We start from the raw sequence: 21585 nt of genomic DNA, 5'->3' as shown, positions 1-21585 counted from the left end.
CCACAGCAAAAACTCAGGCCTTGGCCGCCATCGCGGTCACTTCCACGCGCATGCCTTCCACCGCCAGCGCAGCTACGCCAACCGCGGCGCGCACCGGCCAGGGCTTGGCGAAAAAGCGCTGGTAGACCGCGTTGAAGGCTGCGCGATCCGCCATGTCGGTGAGGTAGATGGTCAGGTGCAAGACCCGGTCCATGGAGCTGCCAGCGCGCTCCAGGGCGACTTTCAGCGCCTGCAGGGTGCACTCGCTTTGAGCAGTGATGTCGCCCAGTTCCAGGCTGCCGTCGGCACGGGTGGGGATCTGGGTCGAGACCAGGATGCCACCGAAACCGGCGACGTCGGAGGAGATCGAGTCGGCGTCCGGGTCGGGAGTGAAGCTGATGTCTTGGTTAGCCATGGGTACCTCGTGTCGGGGGAAATAAAAAAGGGCGGTTACCCGCCCCTTCCTGTTACTTGGCGCTGCCAAGCGGCGGCGTGCGCGGTGGCACCAGGCGCTTGGAGCCAGTGGACTCGAACGCAGCCGCCAGGCGCAGCAACGACGAATCGTCGTAGGCGCGGCCGGCAAAGGTCAAGCCCACCGGCATGCCGATATCGGCCATCACGCCCATCGGCACGGTCACCGTCGGTACGCCCAGGTGACGGATCGCCAGGTTGCCGTTGGCCACCCACACGCCATTGCTCCAGGCAATGTCGGCCGACGCCGGATCGACATCGGCATTGGCCGGGCCGACATCGGCGACGGTCGGGAAGACCACTACATCGAGCTTGAGCCGGTCCATCCAGTCTTCAAGGTCGATGCGCCGGGTTTTCTCCAGCCCACGCAGGCCGTCCGGCACCGTGCTGATCTGGTCCCACGGGGTGATGCCGCGCTCGGCCATGCGCACGTATTCGTCCATGCCGGCCGCCAGGTCGCCTTCACGGTTGGGCAGCGTGCCCGGATCATGGGGGAAAATCTTCGGCCCGTCGACGTCGACCAGGCGATTGAGCTTGGGGTCGCCGTTGGCCTTAAGGAAATCGTCGAAGGCCCAGGCGGTCAAGTCCCACAGCTCATGGTGGAGGAACTCCTTGGAGACCAGGCCGCGATTGAACACGGTCGGCGCGCCAGGGCGATCACCTTCACAATTGGAAACCAGGGGGAAGTCGACTTCGAGCACTTCGGCGCCAGCCGCTTCCAGGGCCTTGCGCGCCTGCTCCCACAGGGCGATCACCGATGGTCGGGTGTTGATCCGCTGGCCGGTCGGGCCGCCAATGCCCGGGGTATCGCTGGTGCCGGCTTCAGGGTCGGCATTGATGTACATGCGCGGCACGCCGAAACGCTTGCCCTTGAGCGCCGCAGCATCGACTGCAAGTTCATGGTACGACGCCGGGCGCACCGAGGCGACGCTGGGGATCGGCACCCAGGGTTGCAGACGCCACAGGTCGCCGCGCGTGTCAGGGTCTTCGGCGACAACGATGTCGAGTACTTCCAGCAGGTCGGCCATGGTTCGGGCAAACGGCACCACCACGTCCATGGTCGGCGTCAGCGGCCAGTTGCCGCGCACCGAAATCACTCCGCGCGATGGCGTGTAGGCACACAGGCCGTTGTTCGAGGCCGGGCCGCGGCCACTGGACCAGGTTTCTTCGGCCAGGCCGAAGGCGGCGAAGCTTGCGGCGGTGGCGGTACCGGCACCGTTGGACGAGCCGGAGGCGAACGGCGCGGTCAAGTAGTGCGCATTGTACGGGCTCTCGGCGCGGCCATAGACGCCGCGCTGCATGCCACCGTTGGCCATGGGCGGCATATTGGTCTTGCCCAGGCAGATGGCGCCGGCTGCGCGCAGGCGTTCAATGGTGAAGGCGTCGCGGTAGGCCACCAGGTCAGCGAAGGCCGGGCTGCCGGAAGCGGCGGTCAGGCCCTTGACCAGGTAACTGTCCTTGGCGGTGTACGGGATGCCGTCGAGGGGGCCGAGGGTCTGGCCCTTGGCCCGGCGCTCATCCGACGCCTGTGCTTCGTTCAAAGCTTCAGGATTGCGCACCACCACGGCGTTGAGCTTGGTGGCAGTGTTCGCGCCGTCGTAGGCGTCGATGCGTGCCAGGTAGGCCTGGACCAGTTCAACCGAGGTGGTCTGGCCGGATTCGAGCGCAGCGCGCAGCTGGGCAATGGAAACCTCTGTGACTTCGATCATGCTGTTACCGCCGACGGTTGCTGGCTGACTGGGTGAAGGCTTCCATCACACGGGGTCTGGAGCACAGGGACTTCACGGGTTTGAAGATGGGTTCTCATAGTTGTTCTCATTGCACGGCATGACGCGGCAGGGTCTGGACGAATTACCTGAGCGGCCTATTTAGCACCAAAAATGCCCACAGAGGAACGGGGACCCAGCGGGCAGCGGTGCATTCAGGCACGTGCGGGGCTGCAAAATCAGCCCGTTCGTTCCAGCAAGCCATAGCGAATCGATGCCCCAAGCGCAAAAACGTCCACAGAGGTAGTATGCGTCTTTCGCGCTCACGGAAGACTTCGCACATGTTCAAAGCACTGTTCGCCAGGCTGTTCAACAGTACTCCTACCGAAGATGCATTTGCCCAGGCTTTCATCAAGGCCGCCCGTGCCGGCGGTTATGCCGAGCCTCTGGAGTACCTGGCCGGCGAATTTCGCCTGCGTTATGGCGAAAGTGGCTACTTCAACTTGCACAACGCCTACCGCGACTACTTGAATGCCGACAAATCGCGCAAAGCCGAGGTGCTCGGTAGCTACCTGCGTGCCCTGATCGACACCCGCACCACCTCGGCGCCACAGGCCCTGGAGCAAGTACGCCCGTTATTGCGGCCGGTCATCCGCAACCTGGCCATGCTCGAGGAAGTCCGCCTGCACCATGTGCGCAGCGAAGGCTGGGACTCCCCCTGCCCATTGGCCTGGCAGCCATTCTCGGCCGATTGCGTGACCTTGCTGGCAGTCGACTACCCAGACACCACTTCGACCCAGACCATGGGCCCGCCAAAAGACTGGGGCATACCCCTGGAGCAGGCGCTGGCAATCGCCCTGGACAACCTGCGCGACGCCAGCCCCGATGCCTTCGAGCCGATCAGCCCCGGTGTCTATCAGGGTGCCTGGAAAGACGGCTACGACACCAGCCGGGTGCTGCTGCCCGACGTCCTGCAACGCCTGCCGCTCAAGGGCCAGCCGGTGTTCATGATGCCCAGCCGCGATGTGCTGCTGGTCACCGGCGACAACGACGCCGAAGGCCTGCGACAGATGGTCGAGTTGAGTTTTCATGCGCTGGAAAACGGCCGCGCGCAGTCCAGCCTGATCTACACCTACCAGGACCGCCAGATCGTCCCGTTCCAGGTCCGGGACGCGCACCTGCAAGCGCGCCTGGGCGACTTGCAGCGGCTGCTGCGCCACGGCATCTATAGCTCGCAGAAAGAGTTTCTCGAGCAGATCCACGAAGCCCACCCCGAAGACATCTTCGTCGCCACTCACAAGCTCTACAGCAACGGCGGCGACCACGGTAGCAGCTTCTCGATAGCAGCCTGGACCCAGGGCGTGCCTACCTCGTTGCCGAAAACCGACCGGGTAATCTTCGTCCAACCGCAGCAAGACGGCACCGCAATCACCCAGGTGGTGGCCTGGCCTGAAGTCGAGTCGCTGCTGGGCGAGTTGCTGAACAAAGATCGCGACCTCTACCCACCGCGCTATCGCACCCAGGGTTTCCCCAGCGTCGAACAGTTGAGCCGGTTCACGCCCATGGACTGAGGTCGCGGCCTATTCGCCATCTTTGGCACTGCGTACCAGATTGTCGCGCAAGTGCACCACGGCCTGTTGCAAGGCGGCGAATTGCGCGGGCTCCAGGCCCGTCTGTGGAAAGCTGCTGGCGGATAGCGCCTGGCGCAACTGACGGCCATTGTCAGTCAGGGTGATACGTACCTGGCGCTCATCCTCCGGGTCACGCAGACGCAACAGATAGCCTGCCGCTTCGAGCTTCTTGAGGATCGGGGTGAGGGTATTGGATTCAAGAAAGAGCTTTTCACCCAGACTGCTGACGGTCTGATTGTCCTGCTCCCAGAGTGCGACCAAGGTGATGAACTGGGTGTAGGTCAGGCCAAGCTGATCGAGCATCGGCTTGTACGCCTTGCCAAACGCCAAGTTCGAGGAATACACGGCAAAACAGAGGAACTCGGAGAGTTTCAGTGCCGGGCCTGGAGGCGTGTCGTTGCTTTTCATGGGGATCCTTTAACCAGCAAATGCAGCCTGGCGGCCTTCATGGCCGCTGGCTGCGTGGTTGACCCAGATCATACCTGCCGTCCCCTGGCTGTTGCTGTGCTTTTATCAGTCGGTCACCACCTTCAGGGCGACGTCGATGTTGCCGCGAGTGGCCTTGGAGTACGGGCAGACCTGGTCGGCAGCATGGACCAGGGCGCTGGCCACCTCAGGATCGAGACCCGGCAGGTGAGTGGTCAGCCGCGCTTGCAGGAAGTACGCCGCTCCGGTCTGGCCCAGGTCGACTTCGATCTCCACCGCAAGGCCTGCCGGCAGAGTCACCTTCATCTCCTTGGCTACCAGTTCGACTGCGGCGATGAAGCACGCCGACCAGGCGCCGGAGAACAGTTGCTCGGCGGTCGGGTGCGGCTGGATGGCGTTGAAGGTGTGCACCGGTTTGTTGCTGCCCGGCGAAGACAACTGGATATCCAGGCCTCGGGCGCTGCGGCCGGCTTCGCTGAAGGTGGTGTGGGTCTTGCCGGTAACCAGTACTTTTTCGATCTTGCTCATGGGGGCATCCTCAAAGGGTTATGTTTTATCTCATTCGATTAAATCGCATGCGATGTATAAATAATCCGCTAACCCCAGATAACCGTCAACAGCCCATGCCGGCGTTGCGACGAATGGTCAGGACCCCGAGATGTTTGGCCTGGGGCTGGATAAAAGCGGCTCAAAGCCCCATCCTCCCCGCCTTTTGCCCGCGCGCCTGATCTGCCAAGGAGTTCCCCATGCACGACCTGCCACTGACCGCCGCCGATTTCGAGTTTCTCGAAGCCACCTTGCAGACCTACGGTGATGATCACTCAGTGCTCAACGCCTCCGAGCTTGACGGTTACTTCACCGCCCTGGTCTCAAGCCCCGTGCAGGTGGATATCAACGAATGGTTCCCGGCCATCTGGGGTGGGCAGATGCCCGAGTGGCAAAGCGCTGCAGACTGTCAGCGCTTCGTCGAGCTGTGTGCCCGTCACCTGAACAGCCTGGCGACTCAGCTGGTTGAAACGCCAAAGACATTTGCACCACGCCTGGAGCAGACGGAACACCAGGGCCAGCCTCTGCCGCTGGCGGAGGAATGGTGCTTTGGCTACTTGCGCGGCATGACCATCGCCAACTGGCCTGTGCTGCCGGAGGCGCAAGCGAAGGCCTTGCAGGTGATTACCGGGTGGGCCGAGCAGGACCAGTTCGAACTGCCAGCGGACCTCGACGTGGCCCTGCACCGTCAGCGTGTGGTGGCGATTGCCCCGGCGGCGCGGGCGTTGCACGACTACTGGTTGGCGCAGCGCTGACTATAGCCAATCGCGGGGCAAGTCGGGTCGCCGCATCGCCCCGCGATGAGACTTACTTGAGATCAAACCGATCCAGGTTCATCACTTTGGTCCAGGCCGCGACGAAGTCCTTGACGAACTGCGCCTTGGCGTCGCTGCTGGCATAGAACTCCGACAAGGCCCGCAACTGTGAGTTGGAGCCGAACACCAGGTCAACCCGGGTGCCGGTCCACTTCACCGCGCCAGTCTTGCGGTCACGCCCTTCGAACGCTTCGTTGGCCGCCGACACCGGCTTCCACTCCACGCCCATGTCCAGCAAGTTGACGAAGAAGTCGTTGCTCAGCGTGTCCTTCTGTTCGGTGAAGACACCGTGCCGGTTCTGTCCGTCACTGACCCCCAGCACTCGCAGGCCGCCCACCAGCACGGTCATTTCCGGGGCGCTGAGGGTCAGCAGTTGCGCCTTGTCGATCAACAGGGCCTCGGCCGGTACCCGGTAGCTGCTCTTGAGGAAGTTGCGAAAACCATCGGCAATCGGCTCCAGAAAGCCGAACGATTCAACGTCGGTCTGCTCCTGGGAGGCATCCATCCGCCCCGGGGTAAAGGGCACGCTGAGGGTGACCCCGGCGTTTTTCGCCGCCTGTTCCACTGCGGCACTGCCCGCCAGCACGATCAGGTCGGCCAGGGAGATTTTCTTGCCAGCGCCCTGGGCACTGTTGAAATCCGCCTGGATGCCTTCAAGGACGCTCAGGACTTTGGCCAGTTGCTCCGGCTGGTTGGCCTGCCAGAACTTCTGCGGCGCCAGGCGCAAGCGCCCGCCATTGGCACCGCCGCGCTTGTCGGAGCCACGGAAGGTCGAAGCCGCCGCCCAGGCCGCGGACACCAACTCGGCCACCGACAGCCCCGAGGCCTGGAGCTTGGCTTTAAGGCTCGTCACATCACTGTCGTCGACCAGGGCATGGTCGAGTGTGGGGATCGGGTCTTGCCAGAGCAGCTCTTCACCCGGCATCTCTGGCCCCAGGTAACGGGACAGCGGGCCCATGTCGCGGTGGATCAGCTTGTACCAGGCACGGGCGAAGGCGTCGCTCAACTGCTCGGGGTTGGCCAGGAAGCGCCGGGAAATCGGCTCGTAGATCGGGTCGAAACGCAGCGACAGGTCGGTGGTCAGCATGGTCGGATTACGACGCTTGGCCGGGTCGTGGGCATCGGGGATGATCCCCGCGCCCGCACCGTTTTTCGGCGTCCACTGGTTGGCCCCGGCCGGGCTCTTGGTCAACTCCCACTCGAAAGCGAAGAGGTTTTCCAGGTAGTTGTTGCTCCAGCGGGTCGGCGTGGTGGTCCAGGTCACTTCCAGGCCACTGGTGATGGTGTCGGCGCCCTTGCCGGTGCCAAAGCTGTTGCGCCAACCCAGGCCCTGTTCCTCAAGGCCTGCAGCCTCCGGTTCCGGGCCGACGTTGTCGGCGGGGCCGGCGCCATGGGTTTTGCCGAAAGCGTGGCCGCCCGCGATCAGCGCCACGGTCTCTTCATCGTTCATGGCCATGCGGGCGAAGGTTTCGCGGATGTCCTTGGCGGCGGCAATCGGGTCGGGATTGCCCTCCGGGCCTTCCGGGTTCACGTAGATCAGGCCCATCTGCACAGCAGCCAGCGGGTTTTCCAGGTTGCGGCCCTGGTCTGTGCGGCTCTCTTCGTTGCCATGCTGCTCAGGCTCGGCCACCAGGGTGCCCTCACCCGGCTCTTGCATCGGCTGCGGGCCCTTGCCGTAACGGGTGTCGCCTCCCAGCCACTTGTTTTCCGAGCCCCAGTACACGTCTTCATCCGGCTCCCAGACATCCGCGCGGCCGCCAGAAAAACCGAAGGTCTTGAAGCCCATGGACTCCAGCGCCACGTTGCCGGTGAGCACGATCAGGTCGGCCCAGGAAATGCTCCGCCCGTACTTCTGCTTGATCGGCCACAACAACCGCCGCGCCTTGTCCAGGCTGACGTTGTCGGGCCAACTGTTGAGCGGGGCGAAGCGCTGTTGACCGGAGCCTGCGCCGCCTCGGCCATCGCCGGTGCGGTAGGTACCGGCGCTGTGCCAGGCCATGCGGATGAACAGCGGCCCATAGTGGCCGAAATCCGCCGGCCACCAGTCCTGGGAATCGGTCATCAGCGCATGCAGGTCGTGTTTGAGGGCTTGAAAGTCCAGGTTTTTGAACGCTTGGGCATAGTTGAAGCCATCGCCTTGGGGATCGGCTTGCGATGAGTGCTGGTGCAGGATCTTCAGGTTCAGTTGGTTCGGCCACCAGTCGCGGTTCGTCGTACCACCGCCAGCGGCATGACTGAACGGGCATTTCGATTCAGTAGACATGGGTGAGCTACCTTTAAGTCCAGCGTTTTAATTATCTCCACATCAGGTCCGGCCGGCACCCGCCAGCGCATCTTCAAGGCTAGTCCCGGCCCCGGTAGTCAGCAAATAGACGCAGTATTGCCGGACGATAGCCATAATCTCTTATACCCGCCCAGGGATGGAGCAGATCTTGGAAACAGGCGCCCAGCCCTGAGGTCATGATCATGAACAGCCGTGCGCGTCGTACCGCCTTCCACGAAGCAGGGCATGTCCTGGCCTTCTGGTGGAACGCCATGGCGATCAAGCGGGTAACGGTGCGTACCCGGGCCGAGGCCCTGATCGGACCGATGGTCGATTTGCGCGGCAACCTGCAGACGGTCAAGGGCCTGGTCGAGGCCGACTATCTGGTGCCGCTGCCCGCCTTCGAGCCGCCGGGCATCGCCGAATACTTGCCGTCGATGATCGACCTGATCGAGCGCGACCTGCTCAATTGCCTGGCGGGACCGGTGGCCGAAGCGGTTTACCGGCGCTGCCCGGATGATCGGTTTCTCACCAGCAGCGGCGCCGGTGATCGGCGTCGGGCCCATGAACTGATCGCCCTGTTGCCCGCGCGCAGCAGGCGTGATGCCGAATCAACCGCACTGGTGCGCTGCCATAGCCTGGTTCGCCGCTACTGGCCTGCACTGCAGGCGGTCGCCGAACGCTTGCGCGAGCAAGGCACGCTGGATGGCGACAGCCTGATTGAACAGCTCTGCCGGCTGACGGGCGAAACACCGCAACGGCTCGGCAACCTGCTGACCAGCCTGGACCGGCCAGCAGCGCGGCCATGGGAGCGCGCGGCAGTGACGCGCAAAGGTTCCGGCTGACTCAGTGCAACGCCTGGGTCACCAGGAAGTTCACCAGCTCCGGCTCGTCGTCCAGTTCGATCGAGCGGACCGGCCTTGGCAAGGTGTCGAACACCGAGCGCCAGAAGGCGTGGGCAGTTTCGTCCTGGTCGTAGTAACGCACCAGCCACTGCTCCTGCCCGCTGGCCAGTACCTGACTGGCCAAAGCGCTGGCAATGCCCTTGCGCCGGTAGCGCTTGAGGATGAACAGGTCGGCCAGCTCCAGCGCATCGATACCGGGCAGTTCGCTGCGCTCCACCAGCAGGAAGCCTGCGATGTAGCCGTCGACCAGGATCAGGTTGGCGCTCCACTGCGGTTCTTGCCAGTAACGCTGCAGGTGCTCGTCGTGGATATAGAAACGACCGTCGACATCGACGTCTTCCTGCTCCCAGTCCGAGGATTCATAGGCATAGAACTGATAGAGGTTGTGGATCAGTTCGGCTTGCTCGGGGCTGGTTTGTACCAGTTCGACGGTGAGGTCACTCATGGCTGGACCTCATGCAGGGGAAAATCGACGGCATTGGTATCTCGATAGTTGAACGAACAGCGCGGGCGCTATTGTTTACAAAAGCCGGGGCCAATGCCATCGCAAAAGCGTGTCAGCGCTCAGGCAGTGCCGCGACTGCTTCAATTTCGATCTGCATGCCGTCGAGTGCCAGGCGCGGTACCGGGATCAGCGTACAGGTTGGCGTCATGTATGCACCCCAGGCGCGCCGGGCTTGCTCACCCCACACACGCAAACGGGTTTCATCGTGGTCGACGATCAGCAGGGTCAGCTTGAACACATCGGCCAGGGTCGCGCCTTTTGACGTCAGGGCGATCTGCAGGTTGGCCAGGGCCTGGCGTGCCTGTTCGGCAAAATCCCTCGACAGCCGTCCCTCGAGGTCTTCCCCGCCCTGCCCGGCGATGTACAGCAGCCTCGCGTTGGCGGCGACCTCAGCGACATGGGAGTAGGCGTTGGCCGTGGGGTCGTAGAGGCCTTCGGGGTTGGACAGGTGGAATGCTGTGGTCATGGTGCTGCTCCGAATGGTGGACGCGGCGAGTATCAAACCTTGAGTTAAGTAGAGGTCAAGCGCAGATTTAAGGTGGCTGGAATAATGCCATCGCGGGGCAAGCCCGCTCCCACAGCGGGCTTGCCTGAAGTGCATCCGCTTGCCGATACTGTGTTTTTACCATTAGTGAACCGCTATGCCCATGGAACTTCCCGAGACCATCCGCCCCTTGTTCGTGGCTGCGGGCTGGCCTGCTCAAGTGACTGCCCCGCAGGCGGGCATCGTGCCCAGCGACCACCCCGCCCACGACCTGCTCATGGCGTTCAACGGCTTGTGCGTCGGCCACTGCGGCGCGGGTCAAGAATGCGCTGCCGGCGACATCGAGTTCAGGGCCAAGCCTGGCCTGCACCACGAAAAAATCATCAAAGCGATGCAACGCAAGCTGAACACCACCCTGGTGTGCATCGGCGATGTCCACCACGGCCATGGCGCGCTGTTTGTCGACAGCCAGGGCGCCTGCTACCTCATGAGCCAGGTGCACGACGCCTTCTGGCTGCAAGCCAGCACCTTCGCCGATGCCGCAGAAGGCCTGCTGCTGGGCCGCAAGCCACACACGCAACTTCTCTGAACAGTCAGGCGCAAATAAGACAAATTGCTGGCCCCCTGCTACCCGCATCATTGGCAAACTCGCTGTCTTTTCAGCAAGTTAGGTAGGTGCTATGCGGGCTTATGGATTGACCCTGGCAGCGTTTCTTCTCGTCGCACTCCCGCTCGGCGCCCAGGCCAAAGCCTTGGGTAACAACGACCGCTTCATGTGCAGTTGGGGCTCGGACATGGCCGCTGGCGCACAGCAATCGAAGCTGTCCGGGGTGACCCTGTACACCGCGCGCAAACGCCTGCAGGTGCGCAAGTTTCCCAAGCCCTGGATGCGCATGACCGCCATGGGTATCACCGAGCAGACCTACAACAGCCAGTCGCGCCTCAAGCCTGCCGCCATCAAGCAGACCTACTACGAACAATGCGTCAGCCACGCGCTGGCGCGGCGCTGACCCGGTATCTTGAGCTTCGCCCCTCACGAGCGCCGCGTGTCCTCGACCTGACATTTTTGCCAGTTGTGCGGACATCGGCACAGGCCTACTTTCTTGAGGCAACAGCAACTTCACATGCAGAGCTGCAAGACTCGAGGGTTGGCGCAATGAGCAACAGACTGAACGGTACAGTGAAATGGTTCAATGATGAAAAAGGCTTCGGGTTCATTACCCCGGACAGTGGTGGCGATGATCTGTTCGTGCACTTCAAGGCCATCGAAAGTGATGGATTCAAATCACTGAAGGAAGGGCAAAAAGTCTCCTTTGTCGCCGAGAAAGGCCAGAAAGGGATGCAGGCCGCCCAGGTAAGAGTGGAGTAAAGCCAAGGATTTCCCAGCTGTTTCACGCATCAGGAGAAGCGCTCATGTCCAGAAATCCTCGTCCCCCTGTTGGCTCGACCGAAAGTGAACTGAGCGTTTCCACTCCCAGCTGGCAGGAGCAGGACATCTTTTTTCAAATCGGCCCCTCAACGCCAGGCGGATTGATCCTGCGCGAAGGCCAGGTGGTGAGTTACGAACTGGTGCAAGGCCCGCAAGGGCAATGGTTCGCGGTCGATATCCAGATCATCGAAGAGCCGCCGCTAAACTAGCCTGAATAGCCCGTGTATGATCCCTGGCAAATTCATCCGCCAAGGATTTCGGGATGACCAGCGACTTTCATGGCAGCTGCCTGTGCGGCGCCATCACCTATCACATCAGCACCTCGATCAAGGCCGTGACCCATTGCCATTGCAGCCAGTGCCGCAAAGCCCATGGCGCAGCCTTCGCCACCTACGGCAGCGTGCCTGCGCAAGCCTTGAGCTGCAGCGACCCACAGGCGATGCTGCGGGTGTTCAAATCGTCGCCCACGGTCAGCCGCAGCTTTTGCTCAGGCTGCGGCACGAGCCTGTTCTGGGCCAATGCCAGTGGCGACTATCCGGACTGGCTCAGCGTAGCGCTGGGCACCCTGGACACCCCTTTCGAGCCCACCCGGCAAAAACATGTGCATGTGCAGTCCAAAGCCTGCTGGCTGGTGATTGCGGATGGCTGGCCGCAACAGCAGTGAGCGCAACGACTTCACCTCAAGGACGCAGCATGTATCGTTTGTTTTACCCCGGCATCGGCCTGTTGATGACACTGGCCATGCCGGCTCAAGCCAGCAGCCTGTGCCCTCGCGCCAACACCGAAGCGCAGATGTATGACTGCATGCAGCAAGCCCTCAAGCGCTCGGACCGGCAATTGAATGAGCTCTACCATGCCCTGGTCGCACGCTTCAAGGACGAAGGCGCAACACCTGGACGCCCGACCCAGGACCTGGCGCTGAAAAAAGCCCAGCGCGCCTGGATCGCCTTTCGTGATGCCAGTTGTGAGTTCGAAACCTACGAATCCGTCGGCGGCAGTGGTTATGGCACGATCCACACCCACTGCCTGCTGCAACAGACCCAGGCCAGGGTCGAGTATCTGAAACGAGTCACCGGCATGCCTTAGACCGGCGTGCTGGCGGCCTCGCTGGCGATGGCTGCGCGCACTGCGGGCCGCTGGGCAATACGCGCAACGTACGCTGCCAGTGCCGGCCATTGGCCAATGTCGATGGCGAACAGCGGCAACCAGTTCAGCACGGTAAACAGGTACGCGTCGGCGACGCTGAAACTGCCCCTGAGGTAATCGCTGCTGGCCAGGATCTGCTCCAGATAGTCCAGGCGCTTGAACAACTTCTCGCGAAAGATCGCCTTGGCCGCCTCCGGCAACTGGGCATTGAACAAAGGGGCACTGCCGGCATGCATTTCCGTGCTGATGAAGTTGAGCAACTCCTGCAACCGTGAACGCTCCCAACTGCCATTGGCCGGTGCCAGGCCAGCCTGGGGCTTGAGGTCGGCCAGGTACTGGAGAATGGCCGGACCTTCGGTCAGAATTTCACCGTTGTCCAGCTCCAGCGCGGCCACATATCCCTTGGGGTTGATACTGCGAAAGTCGCGGCCGTCGGCGGTGGCTTTGCTCTGGTTGTTGACCCGCACCAGCGCGAACGGCAGGTCCAGTTCACGTAGGATGATATGTGGCGCCAGTGAGCAGGCATGAGGGGCGAAGTAGAGTTTCATCGGGTGTCTCTTGAGAGGATCCAGAGGCACAGGATCAGCCAGCAGTTGCACAAGATAAACTTAGGATTCCAGCAACCGATCATTAGCAGCGCTTATGTCAGGTACGGACTTGCGCACATGCCGCAGCAGTGCCTGGGCAGCAGGTGACAGCTGGCCTGCTACGCTACCGACCAGGCCGAAACGCCGGTAGATCGGCGGATGCAGGTCATACACACGCACCGAGCGCAGGTCTTTAGGCAAGGTCGAGGCCGGCACAATCGACACGCCCATGCCCTCGCCCACCAGGGCAAACGCGGTGTGCCAGTCACGCACCGTCAGGCGCACGTTGCTCAGTTGCAGCCCCGCCTGTTGGACCAGGCTCTGGCCATGCAAATAACAGCCACCGGTGGCAACCACGAACGGCTCATCGACCAGCTGCGCCAACGTCACCGGGCTCAGGCTGCCGCGCCGGGCCAAGGTGTGTTCGCGCGGCACCACCGCCACCCAACGGTCATGCCCGAGCATCAGCGGCGAGCGATGCGCCACGGGGTTCATCACCACGCCCAGGTCGATATCACCTGTGGCCAGCCAGCTCTCCACCTCCTCGTCGGTGCCCTCCAGGCAAATCACTTCAATGCCCGGGTGCAGGCGCTTGAAGCGCTGCAACAACGGCGGCAGCAGCGAGGCGAACAATGAAGGAAAGGTCGCCAGGCGGATACGCCCCAGGTGACAACCACGGCTGGCATCGACCAGGTTCTGAATCGACTCAAGCTCAGCCACCATACGCCGTGCACGGACCAACACCTGCTCGCCCAGCGCAGTGACGCTGGTGTGCTTGCGCTCGCGCACGAACACCTGCACCCCCAGCGTCGCCTCCATCTGGCTGATCGCTTGGCTCGCGCCAGACTGGGTAATGCCAAAGGCCTCGGCGGCGCGCGAGACATTGCCGGCATCGGCCACGGCGACCAGCAGCTTCCAGTGCATCAGGTTCATCATGAGCGTGGTCTTCCAGAACTCACCAAGGCGATGCCGCTGATCTTACCGAGATTGCCCGGCCCCGGAGAACCCTCCTCACCTTACAGCCGATACTCGACCCGGTCCGCCTCCACCGGCGTCGGCACTTCCCAGCGAAAGTACATGCGTTCGATGTCCTTGTTGCGCAACGAGGTGTCACGCCGGGCGTTGCGGCGCATCAGCTCGCGCTCGCTCTGCTCCAGGTACACCAGGTGCACATCGGCGTCATAGCTGTAGAGCAGGTCCAGGGTCTTCTTGCGCATCTGCTGTGACAGGTGCGTGCTGTTCCACACGAAGGGTTCACGGCGGCGCAGCAGGGCCTTGGCCTTGTCGATCGCGTACTGCGCCACCGGGCCTTTGTCGCCGTGGCCCAGCCCCAGTTCCTGGCGGGCATCATCGAACGACACCACGGCAAGCGTGGGCGCATGCTCGCTGACCCAGGTGTCCTTGCCGCTGGCCGGCAGGCCCGCCAGCATGATCACCTGCGAGCCCTGCACCTCACGGTACAGGCTGTACTGCGGCAACACCGAGGCACCGCGAAAGTAGCAGCGTCGGGTGTAGTCATCGGCAAAGACCTTGGGCTGGTGCAGGCAGCCTTCGTCGTCGGCCAGCAGACGGAACACCTCGATGTCATCGAGTATCCCCTGCTTGCCAGCAAAACCGCGGCCCTGCATGTCGGCGCTGGCAATCGCGCAGAGCATCCACACCGGCAACTCCCAGGACAGGCGATGGAGGATCTGCTCGGCCGAACGCCCGCTCTTGTCCCCGGCCAGGGCAAAGAATGGCAACTGATGCACGTTGATGATCCGGCAGATGGTTTCACGCAGCTCGAATGGCACCCCAGCCTGCCACAGCAGGATGCGTGCATCCACCGCGCCACGGCGCGAATGCCCGGGCTGGCCGACCTTGCCGGTGATTTCATCGATCACCGTGCACGACGGCTTGGCAATGTCGTGCAGCAACGCGGCGTAGAACAGCACGAACTGCTGCTCGGGGTTGGCGCGTTGGTACACCGGGTCTGCGAGCAAGGCATCGACCACCATCACGGTGTGGGTCCAGACGTCGCCTTCCTGGTGGTAGACCGGGTCCTGGATGGTCGCCGCCAGGGCGCGCAGTGACGGGATCGCCTCCAGCAGTGCGGGGTAGTCGACTGCGCGACCGGGGCCGGGCATCAGTTCTTGCAATGTGTTCATGTCCATATCATTGAATTCCTTGTTCGGCGGCCGCAAGGCTCGCCCAGGTGACCTGCGGCACGGGTGCATACAGGTCGACACCGTCAGCCAGCAGGTTGGGGATATACGGCTGGCGCAGGTGATGTTCATCAGCCTCGAGGATGGCCTGGACGAAGTCGTGGCGTACCCATTTGATTCGCCCGGTGGTGTGTTCGGCGCTCTCGATCTTCAGGTACAGGCCTTCCATCAGGTCGGAGCGGTCACCCTGGTTCCAGGCCTTGGCAAAGTCCAGTCGCTGGCGGGCGATGACCTCGGCGAAGGCGTCTTTCCAACGGCGCGACTTGGCCTGCGAATGGCCGACCAGGGCGAGCACATCCTTGAGCCTGGGCGGTGCGATCCCTTCGAACAGCACCGGCACCGACAGCACCGGCCCGCCCGCAAGCAGTTGCTGGCGCCGGGCAGTGGAGAGGAACACCTGCTCTGCGCGGTCCCAGATATCGAACTCGAAGAACAGGTGCGGCAACTGGTCGTAAAACACGCTGTGGCGCTTGCTCATCACCTCACCGAACAGCACGTAGCGGTCTTCCAGGTGCTCGAGCAACCAGTCTTCGTGACAGACCGCCCATTGCTTGAACTGGCTGAACTGGCGCTCGCGGCTGCCACCGGCCAGGTAATGGCCGCGCGACTGCAACAGCAGCTCGCCAGCAGCGGAAAAACTGATCGCGGCATTGGCGCCATCGAGCTTTTCCTCGACCACCAGGTACTGGCCCTGCAGTTGGCTGTAGGCCAACTGGTCATGGTCACTGTCGCCGGCTTGCAGGCGGGAACTTTGCAGGTGCGGGGTGCGCGGGTATTTGTACAGGTCGAGCTGCGCGAGCTCGCGGATATCGAGTGTCATGGGTCTTCTCCAAAAGGGGGAAAACCGACGACAGCGGGCAGGTGAAAGTGCGTGCGCAGGCAGGCACCAACAGGCTTAAACGTCCGTCGTCGGCATCAGGCGTGTTGGTTGGCGTGGGGCACTGGCTTCACCTAAATAATGAGGGGTGGATCTGAGGGCGCGAATTGGAAACGAGATGGGGGTGGGCTGTCAAGTACTATCGCGGGGCAAGCCCGCTCCTACAGGATGGCATCTGTGGGAGCGGGCTTGCCCCGCAATAATCCTTCACCAGCAATCGCTACTGGCCGGCCGAAGATCTCGTCGGCTCGTTCAACCAGCGCTGCTGCAACCGCTGCAATTGACCATCGGCGCGCTCCAGGGCCAAGGCGGTGAACAGCTTCATGTGTCTATCCCAGGTCGAGTTAATAGCCAATTAATATCATTGAGCTTACAGCATGCGCGTGGAAATGCTGAAAGGACCAGACAATGCCCACTAAGCTTCCCAGGAGAAACATCCCCATTGTGAGTTCAAGCGATGAGACAACGACTTTGCTACCTTGCAAGCTCAATCCTGATGCTGAGCACCAGCCTGAGCAGCCAAGCCTATGAGTCAGACTTTCATTACGGCCTGACTTACTGGCTGGCAATGCAGGCCGGTTTCAACCCACAGCAAAGCCAGGAGATTGCCAACGGCGATGAATTTACCGATACCGGCTTGCTCGATGCCAAACACCTGATCATTCGTGAGCTGTGTTTCGGCCAGCAGGAAAACGCCAGCGAACTGACCCGTCAGTTGCATTTTCGTGCGCAGCAACCACCACCTGCGCCACCGTCTTCACGGCCGGTCAACAACGCTGAAAATTTCTCCGAAGAGCAGATCAACATCGAACTCACCGACGCCAGGGTCAACCACAGCCAGTGGCTTTTCAGCTTTGGTAGAGCGCTGCACGGCTGGCAGGACACTTACGCGCATACAGGGATATCGCAACACTACCCGCCGTGCGCCGAACAGTGGGTTTGGACCCATGCCGAAGAACGTGGCGGTGCACTCTTTCACCAGGCAGACCGCACCCATGTCTATCCCTTCGACTGCCAGAGTGCTGCTCAAACCACCTTTGGCTACCTGCTTGACTATCGCAAGACGATGCCGCCACCGGCTCCGGTCACTGACTGGGGGAGTCTGCGCGAACAGGTGTTCGCGTTCTGCCAGCTCAAGACCAGGACAGACAAGTTCCTGTGGCTCCAGGCTCATGCCGTGCCCCAGGCCCGTGCCATTGCCGGCAACATCAGTTTGTCTGACGGTGAGCAAAGCTTCTTTAGCGCCCCGCCCATCGATTTACGCCCCCCCAGACCTGTGCTCGTTTCTACTTTGGCCGCCGCCAATGAAAGCTCGACAACACCGCGCGAGCTGGACAAAGACTCACAACGTCTTCTGCAATCAATTCTCAAAGTGCCGATCAAGTTTTCGCCTCAAGCCCGGCAATGGGCCGAAGAATTCCTTCAAGCCTGGCTGACCAGTCCACCAGAGCAGCTACCGCAAGCACTGGCGAGATTTTTTGCAGAGCAGAATCTCACCATCAATGACCCTAATATCGACAAGCTGCTACGCCTGCGCATGACTGATCGTGGGCGGACTGATGAACCGGACTTTCCACCGGAAAAATACTTCGGTGCCAAGCAAGGCTTCATACGCGCCGAAGCCAATAACTGGCGGATACTGCTGGTACCACCACGAGGACAGGAAACCCCGGCCCTGGTGGATGAGCAAGCGGTAGGCAACTTCAACCTCATCGCCATCCTCAGGCAGGCCCCCAATGCTGTGTTGATCATCAGGACCAGGCCTGGCACCGAGGGTTATGTGATCGAAGATCTGCAGGTGCAGGTGTTTCATTGACCTGTGGCAACGACTTGTTGGTCGATAAGCGCCGCCGAGTAATCGCCAACGGTGAGACAGTGTTCAGGACACCAGTGTGCCGGACGGTGAAGGCAATGCAATTGCCTTTTGCCAAGTACCGGGCCTATAGTCGCAGCCGGCGTTATCCACGCCAGCCGTCCGCGCAAAGGGCCGTGCCCAGGTTGTACACCCCACATTCTTGTCTACGACTCCCGGCCTGACAGCGGACAAGGCTCGCACAAGGAGTTCGTATGTCCGCTCGACTGTCGCCGCCGTCCCACGATGGGCGCATCAACCTCGAACAACAGCGCAAACGCGCCAAGGAACTGCTCCAGCGCCTGCGCTCGGGTGCTGCGCCCGAGCAGTTGGCACGGCTCAATACTGCCACTGCGCGCCTGGCCGATGCTCAATGGCTGATTGCCCGCGACCTGGGCTTTACCAGTTGGCCGACACTCAAGGCGCATGTCGACGCCATCGACTTTGCCGCCCGCCACCCACAATTCGTCGCCGATGACGAAGCCGCTACCCAGCATTGGCGCTGTGGCAACGACATCAGTCACAGCTTGCGCCTGGCCGGTTTTACCGGCGCCTTTCACATGCTCAGCGACCCTCTGGTCATGGGCCCGGTGCGCGATGTGCCAGCAGCGCCCTATCGCGCCCTGCGCTGCGACTACATCAGCCAGGCCTATGGCCTGGAGTACGCAGAGGTACAGCGCAAGATGGCGGACGAATACGCCGCCCTGACGGGGTTGGACGGCTGTCACAGCGCGGTGCTCTGGTGCGAGGCGGATGCCTATGACCAGCTGTTTCTGATCCGCCTGCTGGCCACGCTGGATAACCCGCCACAGCGCCTGGAACTGATCGAGATCGACCGCATGCCCGGGGTCGAGCGTTTTATTGGTATCGGCCAACTGGCCCCCGAGGTGCTGGCCTGGTTATGGCCACAACGCCGGGCAGTGGATGCGCCCATGCTGCAACTGGCACGCGAGGCCTGGGCCGCTTACTGCGCGCCGTCACCACAAGCCTGGGCACAGCTGGCCCACCGCCAGGACCTGGCCCTGCCCCTGCTCGGCGCTGCGCTGTTGCGTCAGTTGCAAGAGCTGCCCGGGGTGGACGATGGCCTGTCGCTCAGCGAGCGTCTGGCACTGCAGATCATCAGCGAATCAGGCCAATTACCCTTCGGCCGGGTGTTCGTCGAACTGATGGGCAAACACGAGCCACTGCCCTATCTGGGCGACCTGATGTTCCATGCCTTGTTGCGCCCGCTGATCGATGCACCGACGCCCCTGATCCATGAGGCGCACGCTGAGCTTGAGTGGCCGCATCGACCGTTGCGCCTCACCCCTCTGGGCGAGCAGGTACTGGCGGGCCGCGCCTACTGGCTTGACCAGCAGGCCCCGGAGCGCTGGGTCGGCGGCGTGCGGCTAAACGCCAGGCAGGCTCACTGGGCACTGGACCACTCACTGTGGCCGGTGTGGCGCCAATAGCAACGCTCAAGACCCAGCACGGGGAACAGCACGAGCAAGGACACAATGCGCATGCCACTCTCCTGGTCAACTGAATCAGCGTTGCACAGCGGTGGTTTTCAGCCAGGTCTGAAAGTGCAGCGAGCCGACGATGGCATCGGCATCCGGGGTCAGCGAACGATCGTCGATCGGCGCTCCGAAATAGGTAGCCGCAGGGTCGCTGATCACTTCCCTGGCATCCTGATTGTGCGCAAGGTAGCTGCGCACAAAGTCGGCCAGCGGCAGGCGCTCGGGGCCGGCGACTTCGAGGGTGCGGTTGGCCGGTGCTTGCTCGACGAGGTTGGCCAGGGTCAAGGCCACGTCAGCCGAGGCCACTGGTTGCAGAGCGGCGCTGGTCAGGCGTACACAGTTGCCGTCGGCGCCGGAATAAGCGATCGCCCCCATGAACTCGAAGAACTGGGTAGCGCGCAGGATGGTATAGGGCATACCCGAGGCCTTGATCAGTGCCTCCTGGGCCAGCTTGGCGCGAAAGTAGCCACTGTCCTGCATGCGCTCGGTGCCCACCACCGACAGGGCGATGTGGTGACGGACCCCGGCGATTTGTTCCGCCGTCAGCAGGTTGCGCCCTGAAGTCTGGAAAAACGCCAGCACTGCGGCGTCTTCGAACGACGGCGAGTTGGCCACATCGACCACCACATCGGTGCCCTGCAGCGCTTGTTCCAGGCCTTCGCCAGTGAGGGTGTCGACCCCGGTCTTGGGCGAGGCGGCGAGCACCTTGTGGCCGTTTGCGCGCAGGTTGTTGCACAGCTGGGTGCCGATCAGGCCGGTACCCCCGATCACGACGATTTTCATGGCTGCTGCTCCCGGGGCGTGTGGCAGCCCTCTATTTTACGCCGCGCAGAGACAGCCCGCAGGCCAGCGGACGAGCGTCATCGTGGCTGATCCGGTACAGTACGCGCCGCTCGAGAGATGGATCCCGGGCTAATTGTCTACGGAGTTATGCAGTGAAAAACCTGAGCAAAGCTATCGCCTCCGGCCTGTTCGTCCTGGCCCTGGCAGGTTGCACCGGCGCCCCGATGAAAACCCAGCACTACAATGCCGACCAGTACACCGTGATCGGCCACAGCGAAGCGAGCGCCACCGGCCTGTTGGTCCTGGGTATCATTCCGGTTCGTCAGAACAGCCGCTTTGTGCGCGCGCAGAATGCCGCGATCAATGCCAAGGGCGGCGATGCGATGATCAACACCCAGGTTCAGGAAAACTGGTTCTGGGCCTGGGTACTGACCGGTTACACCACCCGCGTCTCCGGTGATGTGGTCAAACTGAACAACGTTCAGTAACCCCTGGATCGCGGGTCAAGTCGGCCGCCGCACCGCCGCTCCCACAGGGTGTGCAGGTTTGACCCGCGACGAGGCCCTCAAGCCAGGTATCGGCGAAACCATGCCAGGGTCCTGTCCCACGCAAGGTTGGCAGCCGCTTCGTCGTAGCGCGGTGTCGAATCGTTGTGAAAACCATGGTTGGCACCGGGGTAGAAATAGACCTCGTAGATCTTGCCCGCAGCCTTCAGCGCCTGCTCGTACGCCGGCCACCCTTCATTGATGCGGGTATCCAACTCGCCGTAATGCAACAGCAGCGGCGCCTTGATCCTGGGAACATCCGCAGCATCAGCCTGGCGCCCATAAAACGGCACTGCGGCGCCCAGTTCCGGATAAGCCACGGCTGCCGCATTGGCCACCCCGCCGCCATAGCAAAAACCGGTGATACCAACCTTGCCGGTGGTTGCATCATGCTTGACCAGCCATTCGATGGCCGCGAAAAAATCGTTCATCAGCTTGGTCGGATCGACCTTGGCCTGCAGCTCCTTGCCCTTCTCGTCATTGCCTGGGTATCCGCCAAGCGAACTCAAGCCGTCGGGGGCCAGGGCGACGAAGCCGGCCTTGGCCAGGCGCCGGGCAACGTCTTCGATGTAGGGATTGAGGCCACGGTTTTCGTGCACGACCACCACACCCGGGACCTTGCCCGCAGCCTTGGCCGGACGCACCAGGTAAGCACGCACCTGGCCATGGCCCTTGGCCGAGGGATAGTCGACATACTCGGCGAGAATGTCCGGATCGGTGAATGCCACCTGCTCGGCCAGGGCGTAGTCCGGGCTGAGCGCCGCCAGCATGGCGCCTGCGGACAGGCCGGCCACGGTGAAGGCCGCCGCACGGTCGAGAAACTCGCGACGGTTGATCAACCCATGGGCGTAGTAGTCATAAAGCTCGAGCAGTTCGGGGGCGAAGTCTTTAGCGCTAAGGCGGTCCATGGCGGTGCTCGCAGGCAGGGGCAA

At 62.3% G+C, this 21585-nt stretch carries 25 protein-coding genes and 1 pseudogene; 13 read left to right on the top strand and 13 right to left on the bottom strand.

Annotation, left to right across the window (positions count from 1 at the left end; all coding sequences use genetic code 11):
* Nucleotides 1-13: 13 nt before the first annotated feature.
* Nucleotides 14-394, bottom strand: a complete 381-nt coding sequence (locus tag EXN22_RS11870; RefSeq protein ID WP_130264226.1) for a RidA family protein — start codon at nt 392-394, stop codon at nt 14-16.
* A 52-nt stretch (nt 395-446) separates the two neighbouring features.
* Nucleotides 447-2159, bottom strand: a complete 1713-nt coding sequence (locus tag EXN22_RS11865) for an amidase (protein ID WP_130264225.1) — start codon at nt 2157-2159, stop codon at nt 447-449.
* Nucleotides 2160-2497: 338 nt separating this feature from the next.
* Here EXN22_RS11865 and EXN22_RS11860 point away from each other — a divergent pair, with 338 nt between their 5' ends.
* The gene (locus EXN22_RS11860; protein WP_130264224.1) at nt 2498-3727 is read left to right on the top strand and encodes a hypothetical protein; all 1230 of its coding nucleotides are present in this window, start codon (nt 2498-2500) and stop codon (nt 3725-3727) included.
* A gap of 9 nt (nt 3728-3736) precedes the next feature.
* Here EXN22_RS11860 and EXN22_RS11855 read toward each other — a convergent pair whose 3' ends face one another.
* Nucleotides 3737-4195: a MarR family winged helix-turn-helix transcriptional regulator gene (locus tag EXN22_RS11855; RefSeq protein WP_130264223.1), complete on the bottom strand. Its 459-nt coding sequence runs from the start codon at nt 4193-4195 to the stop codon at nt 3737-3739.
* Between the two features lie 105 nt (nt 4196-4300).
* The gene (locus tag EXN22_RS11850; RefSeq protein ID WP_130264222.1) at nt 4301-4741 is read right to left on the bottom strand and encodes an Ohr family peroxiredoxin; all 441 of its coding nucleotides are present in this window, start codon (nt 4739-4741) and stop codon (nt 4301-4303) included.
* Between the two features lie 218 nt (nt 4742-4959).
* Here EXN22_RS11850 and EXN22_RS11845 point away from each other — a divergent pair, with 218 nt between their 5' ends.
* Entirely contained in the window at nt 4960-5514 is a 555-nt protein-coding gene (locus EXN22_RS11845) for a UPF0149 family protein (RefSeq protein WP_130264221.1), read from the top strand.
* 52 nt (nt 5515-5566) lie between these two features.
* On the opposite strand, the gene katG is transcribed toward EXN22_RS11845, so the two are convergent.
* Complete coding sequence (gene katG, locus EXN22_RS11840) at nt 5567-7837, bottom strand: catalase/peroxidase HPI (RefSeq protein WP_130264220.1); 2271 nt, start codon at nt 7835-7837, stop codon at nt 5567-5569.
* Between the two features lie 203 nt (nt 7838-8040).
* Here katG and EXN22_RS11835 point away from each other — a divergent pair, with 203 nt between their 5' ends.
* Nucleotides 8041-8682 carry a hypothetical protein gene (locus EXN22_RS11835; protein WP_130264219.1) on the top strand — a complete coding sequence of 214 codons (642 nt, stop codon included), beginning with the start codon at nt 8041-8043 and terminating at the stop codon, nt 8680-8682.
* 1 nt (nt 8683) lies between these two features.
* On the opposite strand, the gene EXN22_RS11830 is transcribed toward EXN22_RS11835, so the two are convergent.
* Together EXN22_RS11830 and EXN22_RS11825 are read right to left on the bottom strand one after the other, a co-directional pair.
* Nucleotides 8684-9187 (bottom strand): GNAT family N-acetyltransferase, encoded by a 504-nt coding sequence (locus tag EXN22_RS11830; RefSeq protein WP_177414014.1) that lies wholly within the window; start codon nt 9185-9187, stop codon nt 8684-8686.
* A 112-nt stretch (nt 9188-9299) separates the two neighbouring features.
* Entirely contained in the window at nt 9300-9713 is a 414-nt protein-coding gene (locus tag EXN22_RS11825; RefSeq protein ID WP_130264218.1) for a RidA family protein, read from the bottom strand.
* A gap of 175 nt (nt 9714-9888) precedes the next feature.
* Here EXN22_RS11825 and EXN22_RS11820 point away from each other — a divergent pair, with 175 nt between their 5' ends.
* From EXN22_RS11820 to EXN22_RS11795, 6 genes are all read left to right on the top strand, one after another.
* Nucleotides 9889-10320, top strand: a complete 432-nt coding sequence (locus tag EXN22_RS11820; protein WP_130264217.1) for an SUKH-3 domain-containing protein — start codon at nt 9889-9891, stop codon at nt 10318-10320.
* A 91-nt stretch (nt 10321-10411) separates the two neighbouring features.
* Nucleotides 10412-10741, top strand: a complete 330-nt coding sequence (locus EXN22_RS11815) for a hypothetical protein (protein WP_130264216.1) — start codon at nt 10412-10414, stop codon at nt 10739-10741.
* A gap of 146 nt (nt 10742-10887) precedes the next feature.
* Nucleotides 10888-11100 carry a cold-shock protein gene (locus EXN22_RS11810; RefSeq protein WP_130264215.1) on the top strand — a complete coding sequence of 71 codons (213 nt, stop codon included), beginning with the start codon at nt 10888-10890 and terminating at the stop codon, nt 11098-11100.
* Nucleotides 11101-11144: 44 nt separating this feature from the next.
* Entirely contained in the window at nt 11145-11369 is a 225-nt protein-coding gene (locus EXN22_RS11805) for a cold shock domain-containing protein (protein WP_130264214.1), read from the top strand.
* Nucleotides 11370-11422: 53 nt separating this feature from the next.
* Complete coding sequence (locus tag EXN22_RS11800) at nt 11423-11824, top strand: GFA family protein (RefSeq protein WP_130264213.1); 402 nt, start codon at nt 11423-11425, stop codon at nt 11822-11824.
* Nucleotides 11825-11853: 29 nt separating this feature from the next.
* Nucleotides 11854-12246 (top strand): lysozyme inhibitor LprI family protein, encoded by a 393-nt coding sequence (locus tag EXN22_RS11795; protein ID WP_130264212.1) that lies wholly within the window; start codon nt 11854-11856, stop codon nt 12244-12246.
* On the opposite strand, the gene gstA is transcribed toward EXN22_RS11795, so the two are convergent.
* The 4 genes from gstA to EXN22_RS11775 all read right to left on the bottom strand — a co-directional run bounded on the left by gstA (nt 12243) and on the right by EXN22_RS11775 (nt 15917).
* Nucleotides 12243-12854 (bottom strand): glutathione transferase GstA, encoded by a 612-nt coding sequence (gene gstA, locus EXN22_RS11790; protein WP_130264211.1) that lies wholly within the window; start codon nt 12852-12854, stop codon nt 12243-12245. The genes EXN22_RS11795 and gstA overlap by 4 nt on opposite strands.
* A gap of 60 nt (nt 12855-12914) precedes the next feature.
* On the bottom strand, nt 12915-13829 hold the full coding sequence (locus tag EXN22_RS11785) for a LysR family transcriptional regulator (protein ID WP_130264210.1): 915 nt from the start codon (nt 13827-13829) through the stop codon (nt 12915-12917).
* An 80-nt stretch (nt 13830-13909) separates the two neighbouring features.
* Nucleotides 13910-15046, bottom strand: coding sequence for an AAA family ATPase (locus EXN22_RS11780; RefSeq protein ID WP_130264209.1), 1137 nt, complete (start codon nt 15044-15046; stop codon nt 13910-13912).
* Between the two features lies 1 nt (nt 15047).
* The gene (locus EXN22_RS11775) at nt 15048-15917 is read right to left on the bottom strand and encodes an RNA ligase family protein (protein WP_130264208.1); all 870 of its coding nucleotides are present in this window, start codon (nt 15915-15917) and stop codon (nt 15048-15050) included.
* 514 nt (nt 15918-16431) lie between these two features.
* On the opposite strand from EXN22_RS11775, the pseudogene EXN22_RS26665 reads away from it, so the two are divergent.
* From EXN22_RS26665 to EXN22_RS11765, 3 genes and pseudogenes are all read left to right on the top strand, one after another.
* Nucleotides 16432-16560 (top strand): annotated as a pseudogene (locus tag EXN22_RS26665) (hypothetical protein); the annotation flags it as partial.
* A gap of 51 nt (nt 16561-16611) precedes the next feature.
* On the top strand, nt 16612-17790 hold the full coding sequence (locus tag EXN22_RS11770; protein WP_130264207.1) for a hypothetical protein: 1179 nt from the start codon (nt 16612-16614) through the stop codon (nt 17788-17790).
* 251 nt (nt 17791-18041) lie between these two features.
* Nucleotides 18042-19277, top strand: coding sequence for a DUF1835 domain-containing protein (locus EXN22_RS11765; RefSeq protein ID WP_130264206.1), 1236 nt, complete (start codon nt 18042-18044; stop codon nt 19275-19277).
* Between the two features lie 75 nt (nt 19278-19352).
* Here the strand turns inward: EXN22_RS11765 and EXN22_RS11760 are convergent, their stop codons facing one another.
* On the bottom strand, nt 19353-20108 hold the full coding sequence (locus EXN22_RS11760) for an SDR family oxidoreductase (RefSeq protein WP_130264205.1): 756 nt from the start codon (nt 20106-20108) through the stop codon (nt 19353-19355).
* 152 nt (nt 20109-20260) lie between these two features.
* Here EXN22_RS11760 and EXN22_RS11755 point away from each other — a divergent pair, with 152 nt between their 5' ends.
* Nucleotides 20261-20596, top strand: coding sequence for a hypothetical protein (locus EXN22_RS11755; RefSeq protein ID WP_130264204.1), 336 nt, complete (start codon nt 20261-20263; stop codon nt 20594-20596).
* A 77-nt stretch (nt 20597-20673) separates the two neighbouring features.
* Here the strand turns inward: EXN22_RS11755 and yghX are convergent, their stop codons facing one another.
* A complete protein-coding gene (yghX, locus tag EXN22_RS11750; RefSeq protein ID WP_130264203.1) occupies nt 20674-21561 on the bottom strand; it encodes a YghX family hydrolase in 888 nt (295 codons plus the stop codon).
* Between the last annotated feature and the right edge of the window lie 24 nt (nt 21562-21585).

The sequence above is a fragment of the Pseudomonas tructae genome, assembly GCF_004214895.1.
GTDB classification, from domain to species: Bacteria; Pseudomonadota; Gammaproteobacteria; order Pseudomonadales; family Pseudomonadaceae; genus Aquipseudomonas; species Aquipseudomonas tructae.
This window is presented reverse-complemented; position numbering and strand designations above follow the sequence as displayed.

Excerpts from the sequence above, each read along its gene's own strand:
- EXN22_RS11870 (WP_130264226.1), bottom strand. The coding sequence starts at position 394 with ATGGCTAACCAAGACATCAGCTTCACTCCCGACCCGGACGCCGACTCG.
- EXN22_RS11865 (WP_130264225.1), bottom strand. The coding sequence starts at position 2,159 with ATGATCGAAGTCACAGAGGTTTCCATTGCCCAGCTGCGCGCTGCGCTC.
- EXN22_RS11860 (WP_130264224.1), top strand. The coding sequence starts at position 2,498 with ATGTTCAAAGCACTGTTCGCCAGGCTGTTCAACAGTACTCCTACCGAA.
- EXN22_RS11855 (WP_130264223.1), bottom strand. The coding sequence starts at position 4,195 with ATGAAAAGCAACGACACGCCTCCAGGCCCGGCACTGAAACTCTCCGAG.
- EXN22_RS11850 (WP_130264222.1), bottom strand. The coding sequence starts at position 4,741 with ATGAGCAAGATCGAAAAAGTACTGGTTACCGGCAAGACCCACACCACC.
- EXN22_RS11845 (WP_130264221.1), top strand. The coding sequence starts at position 4,960 with ATGCACGACCTGCCACTGACCGCCGCCGATTTCGAGTTTCTCGAAGCC.
- katG (WP_130264220.1), bottom strand. The coding sequence starts at position 7,837 with ATGTCTACTGAATCGAAATGCCCGTTCAGTCATGCCGCTGGCGGTGGT.
- EXN22_RS11835 (WP_130264219.1), top strand. The coding sequence starts at position 8,041 with ATGAACAGCCGTGCGCGTCGTACCGCCTTCCACGAAGCAGGGCATGTC.
- EXN22_RS11830 (WP_177414014.1), bottom strand. The coding sequence starts at position 9,187 with ATGAGTGACCTCACCGTCGAACTGGTACAAACCAGCCCCGAGCAAGCC.
- EXN22_RS11825 (WP_130264218.1), bottom strand. The coding sequence starts at position 9,713 with ATGACCACAGCATTCCACCTGTCCAACCCCGAAGGCCTCTACGACCCC.
- EXN22_RS11820 (WP_130264217.1), top strand. The coding sequence starts at position 9,889 with ATGCCCATGGAACTTCCCGAGACCATCCGCCCCTTGTTCGTGGCTGCG.
- EXN22_RS11815 (WP_130264216.1), top strand. The coding sequence starts at position 10,412 with ATGCGGGCTTATGGATTGACCCTGGCAGCGTTTCTTCTCGTCGCACTC.
- EXN22_RS11810 (WP_130264215.1), top strand. The coding sequence starts at position 10,888 with ATGAGCAACAGACTGAACGGTACAGTGAAATGGTTCAATGATGAAAAA.
- EXN22_RS11805 (WP_130264214.1), top strand. The coding sequence starts at position 11,145 with ATGTCCAGAAATCCTCGTCCCCCTGTTGGCTCGACCGAAAGTGAACTG.
- EXN22_RS11800 (WP_130264213.1), top strand. The coding sequence starts at position 11,423 with ATGACCAGCGACTTTCATGGCAGCTGCCTGTGCGGCGCCATCACCTAT.
- EXN22_RS11795 (WP_130264212.1), top strand. The coding sequence starts at position 11,854 with ATGTATCGTTTGTTTTACCCCGGCATCGGCCTGTTGATGACACTGGCC.
- gstA (WP_130264211.1), bottom strand. The coding sequence starts at position 12,854 with ATGAAACTCTACTTCGCCCCTCATGCCTGCTCACTGGCGCCACATATC.
- EXN22_RS11785 (WP_130264210.1), bottom strand. The coding sequence starts at position 13,829 with ATGATGAACCTGATGCACTGGAAGCTGCTGGTCGCCGTGGCCGATGCC.
- EXN22_RS11780 (WP_130264209.1), bottom strand. The coding sequence starts at position 15,046 with ATGGACATGAACACATTGCAAGAACTGATGCCCGGCCCCGGTCGCGCA.
- EXN22_RS11775 (WP_130264208.1), bottom strand. The coding sequence starts at position 15,917 with ATGACACTCGATATCCGCGAGCTCGCGCAGCTCGACCTGTACAAATAC.
- EXN22_RS11765 (WP_130264206.1), top strand. The coding sequence starts at position 18,042 with ATGTCCGCTCGACTGTCGCCGCCGTCCCACGATGGGCGCATCAACCTC.
- EXN22_RS11760 (WP_130264205.1), bottom strand. The coding sequence starts at position 20,108 with ATGAAAATCGTCGTGATCGGGGGTACCGGCCTGATCGGCACCCAGCTG.
- yghX (WP_130264203.1), bottom strand. The coding sequence starts at position 21,561 with ATGGACCGCCTTAGCGCTAAAGACTTCGCCCCCGAACTGCTCGAGCTT.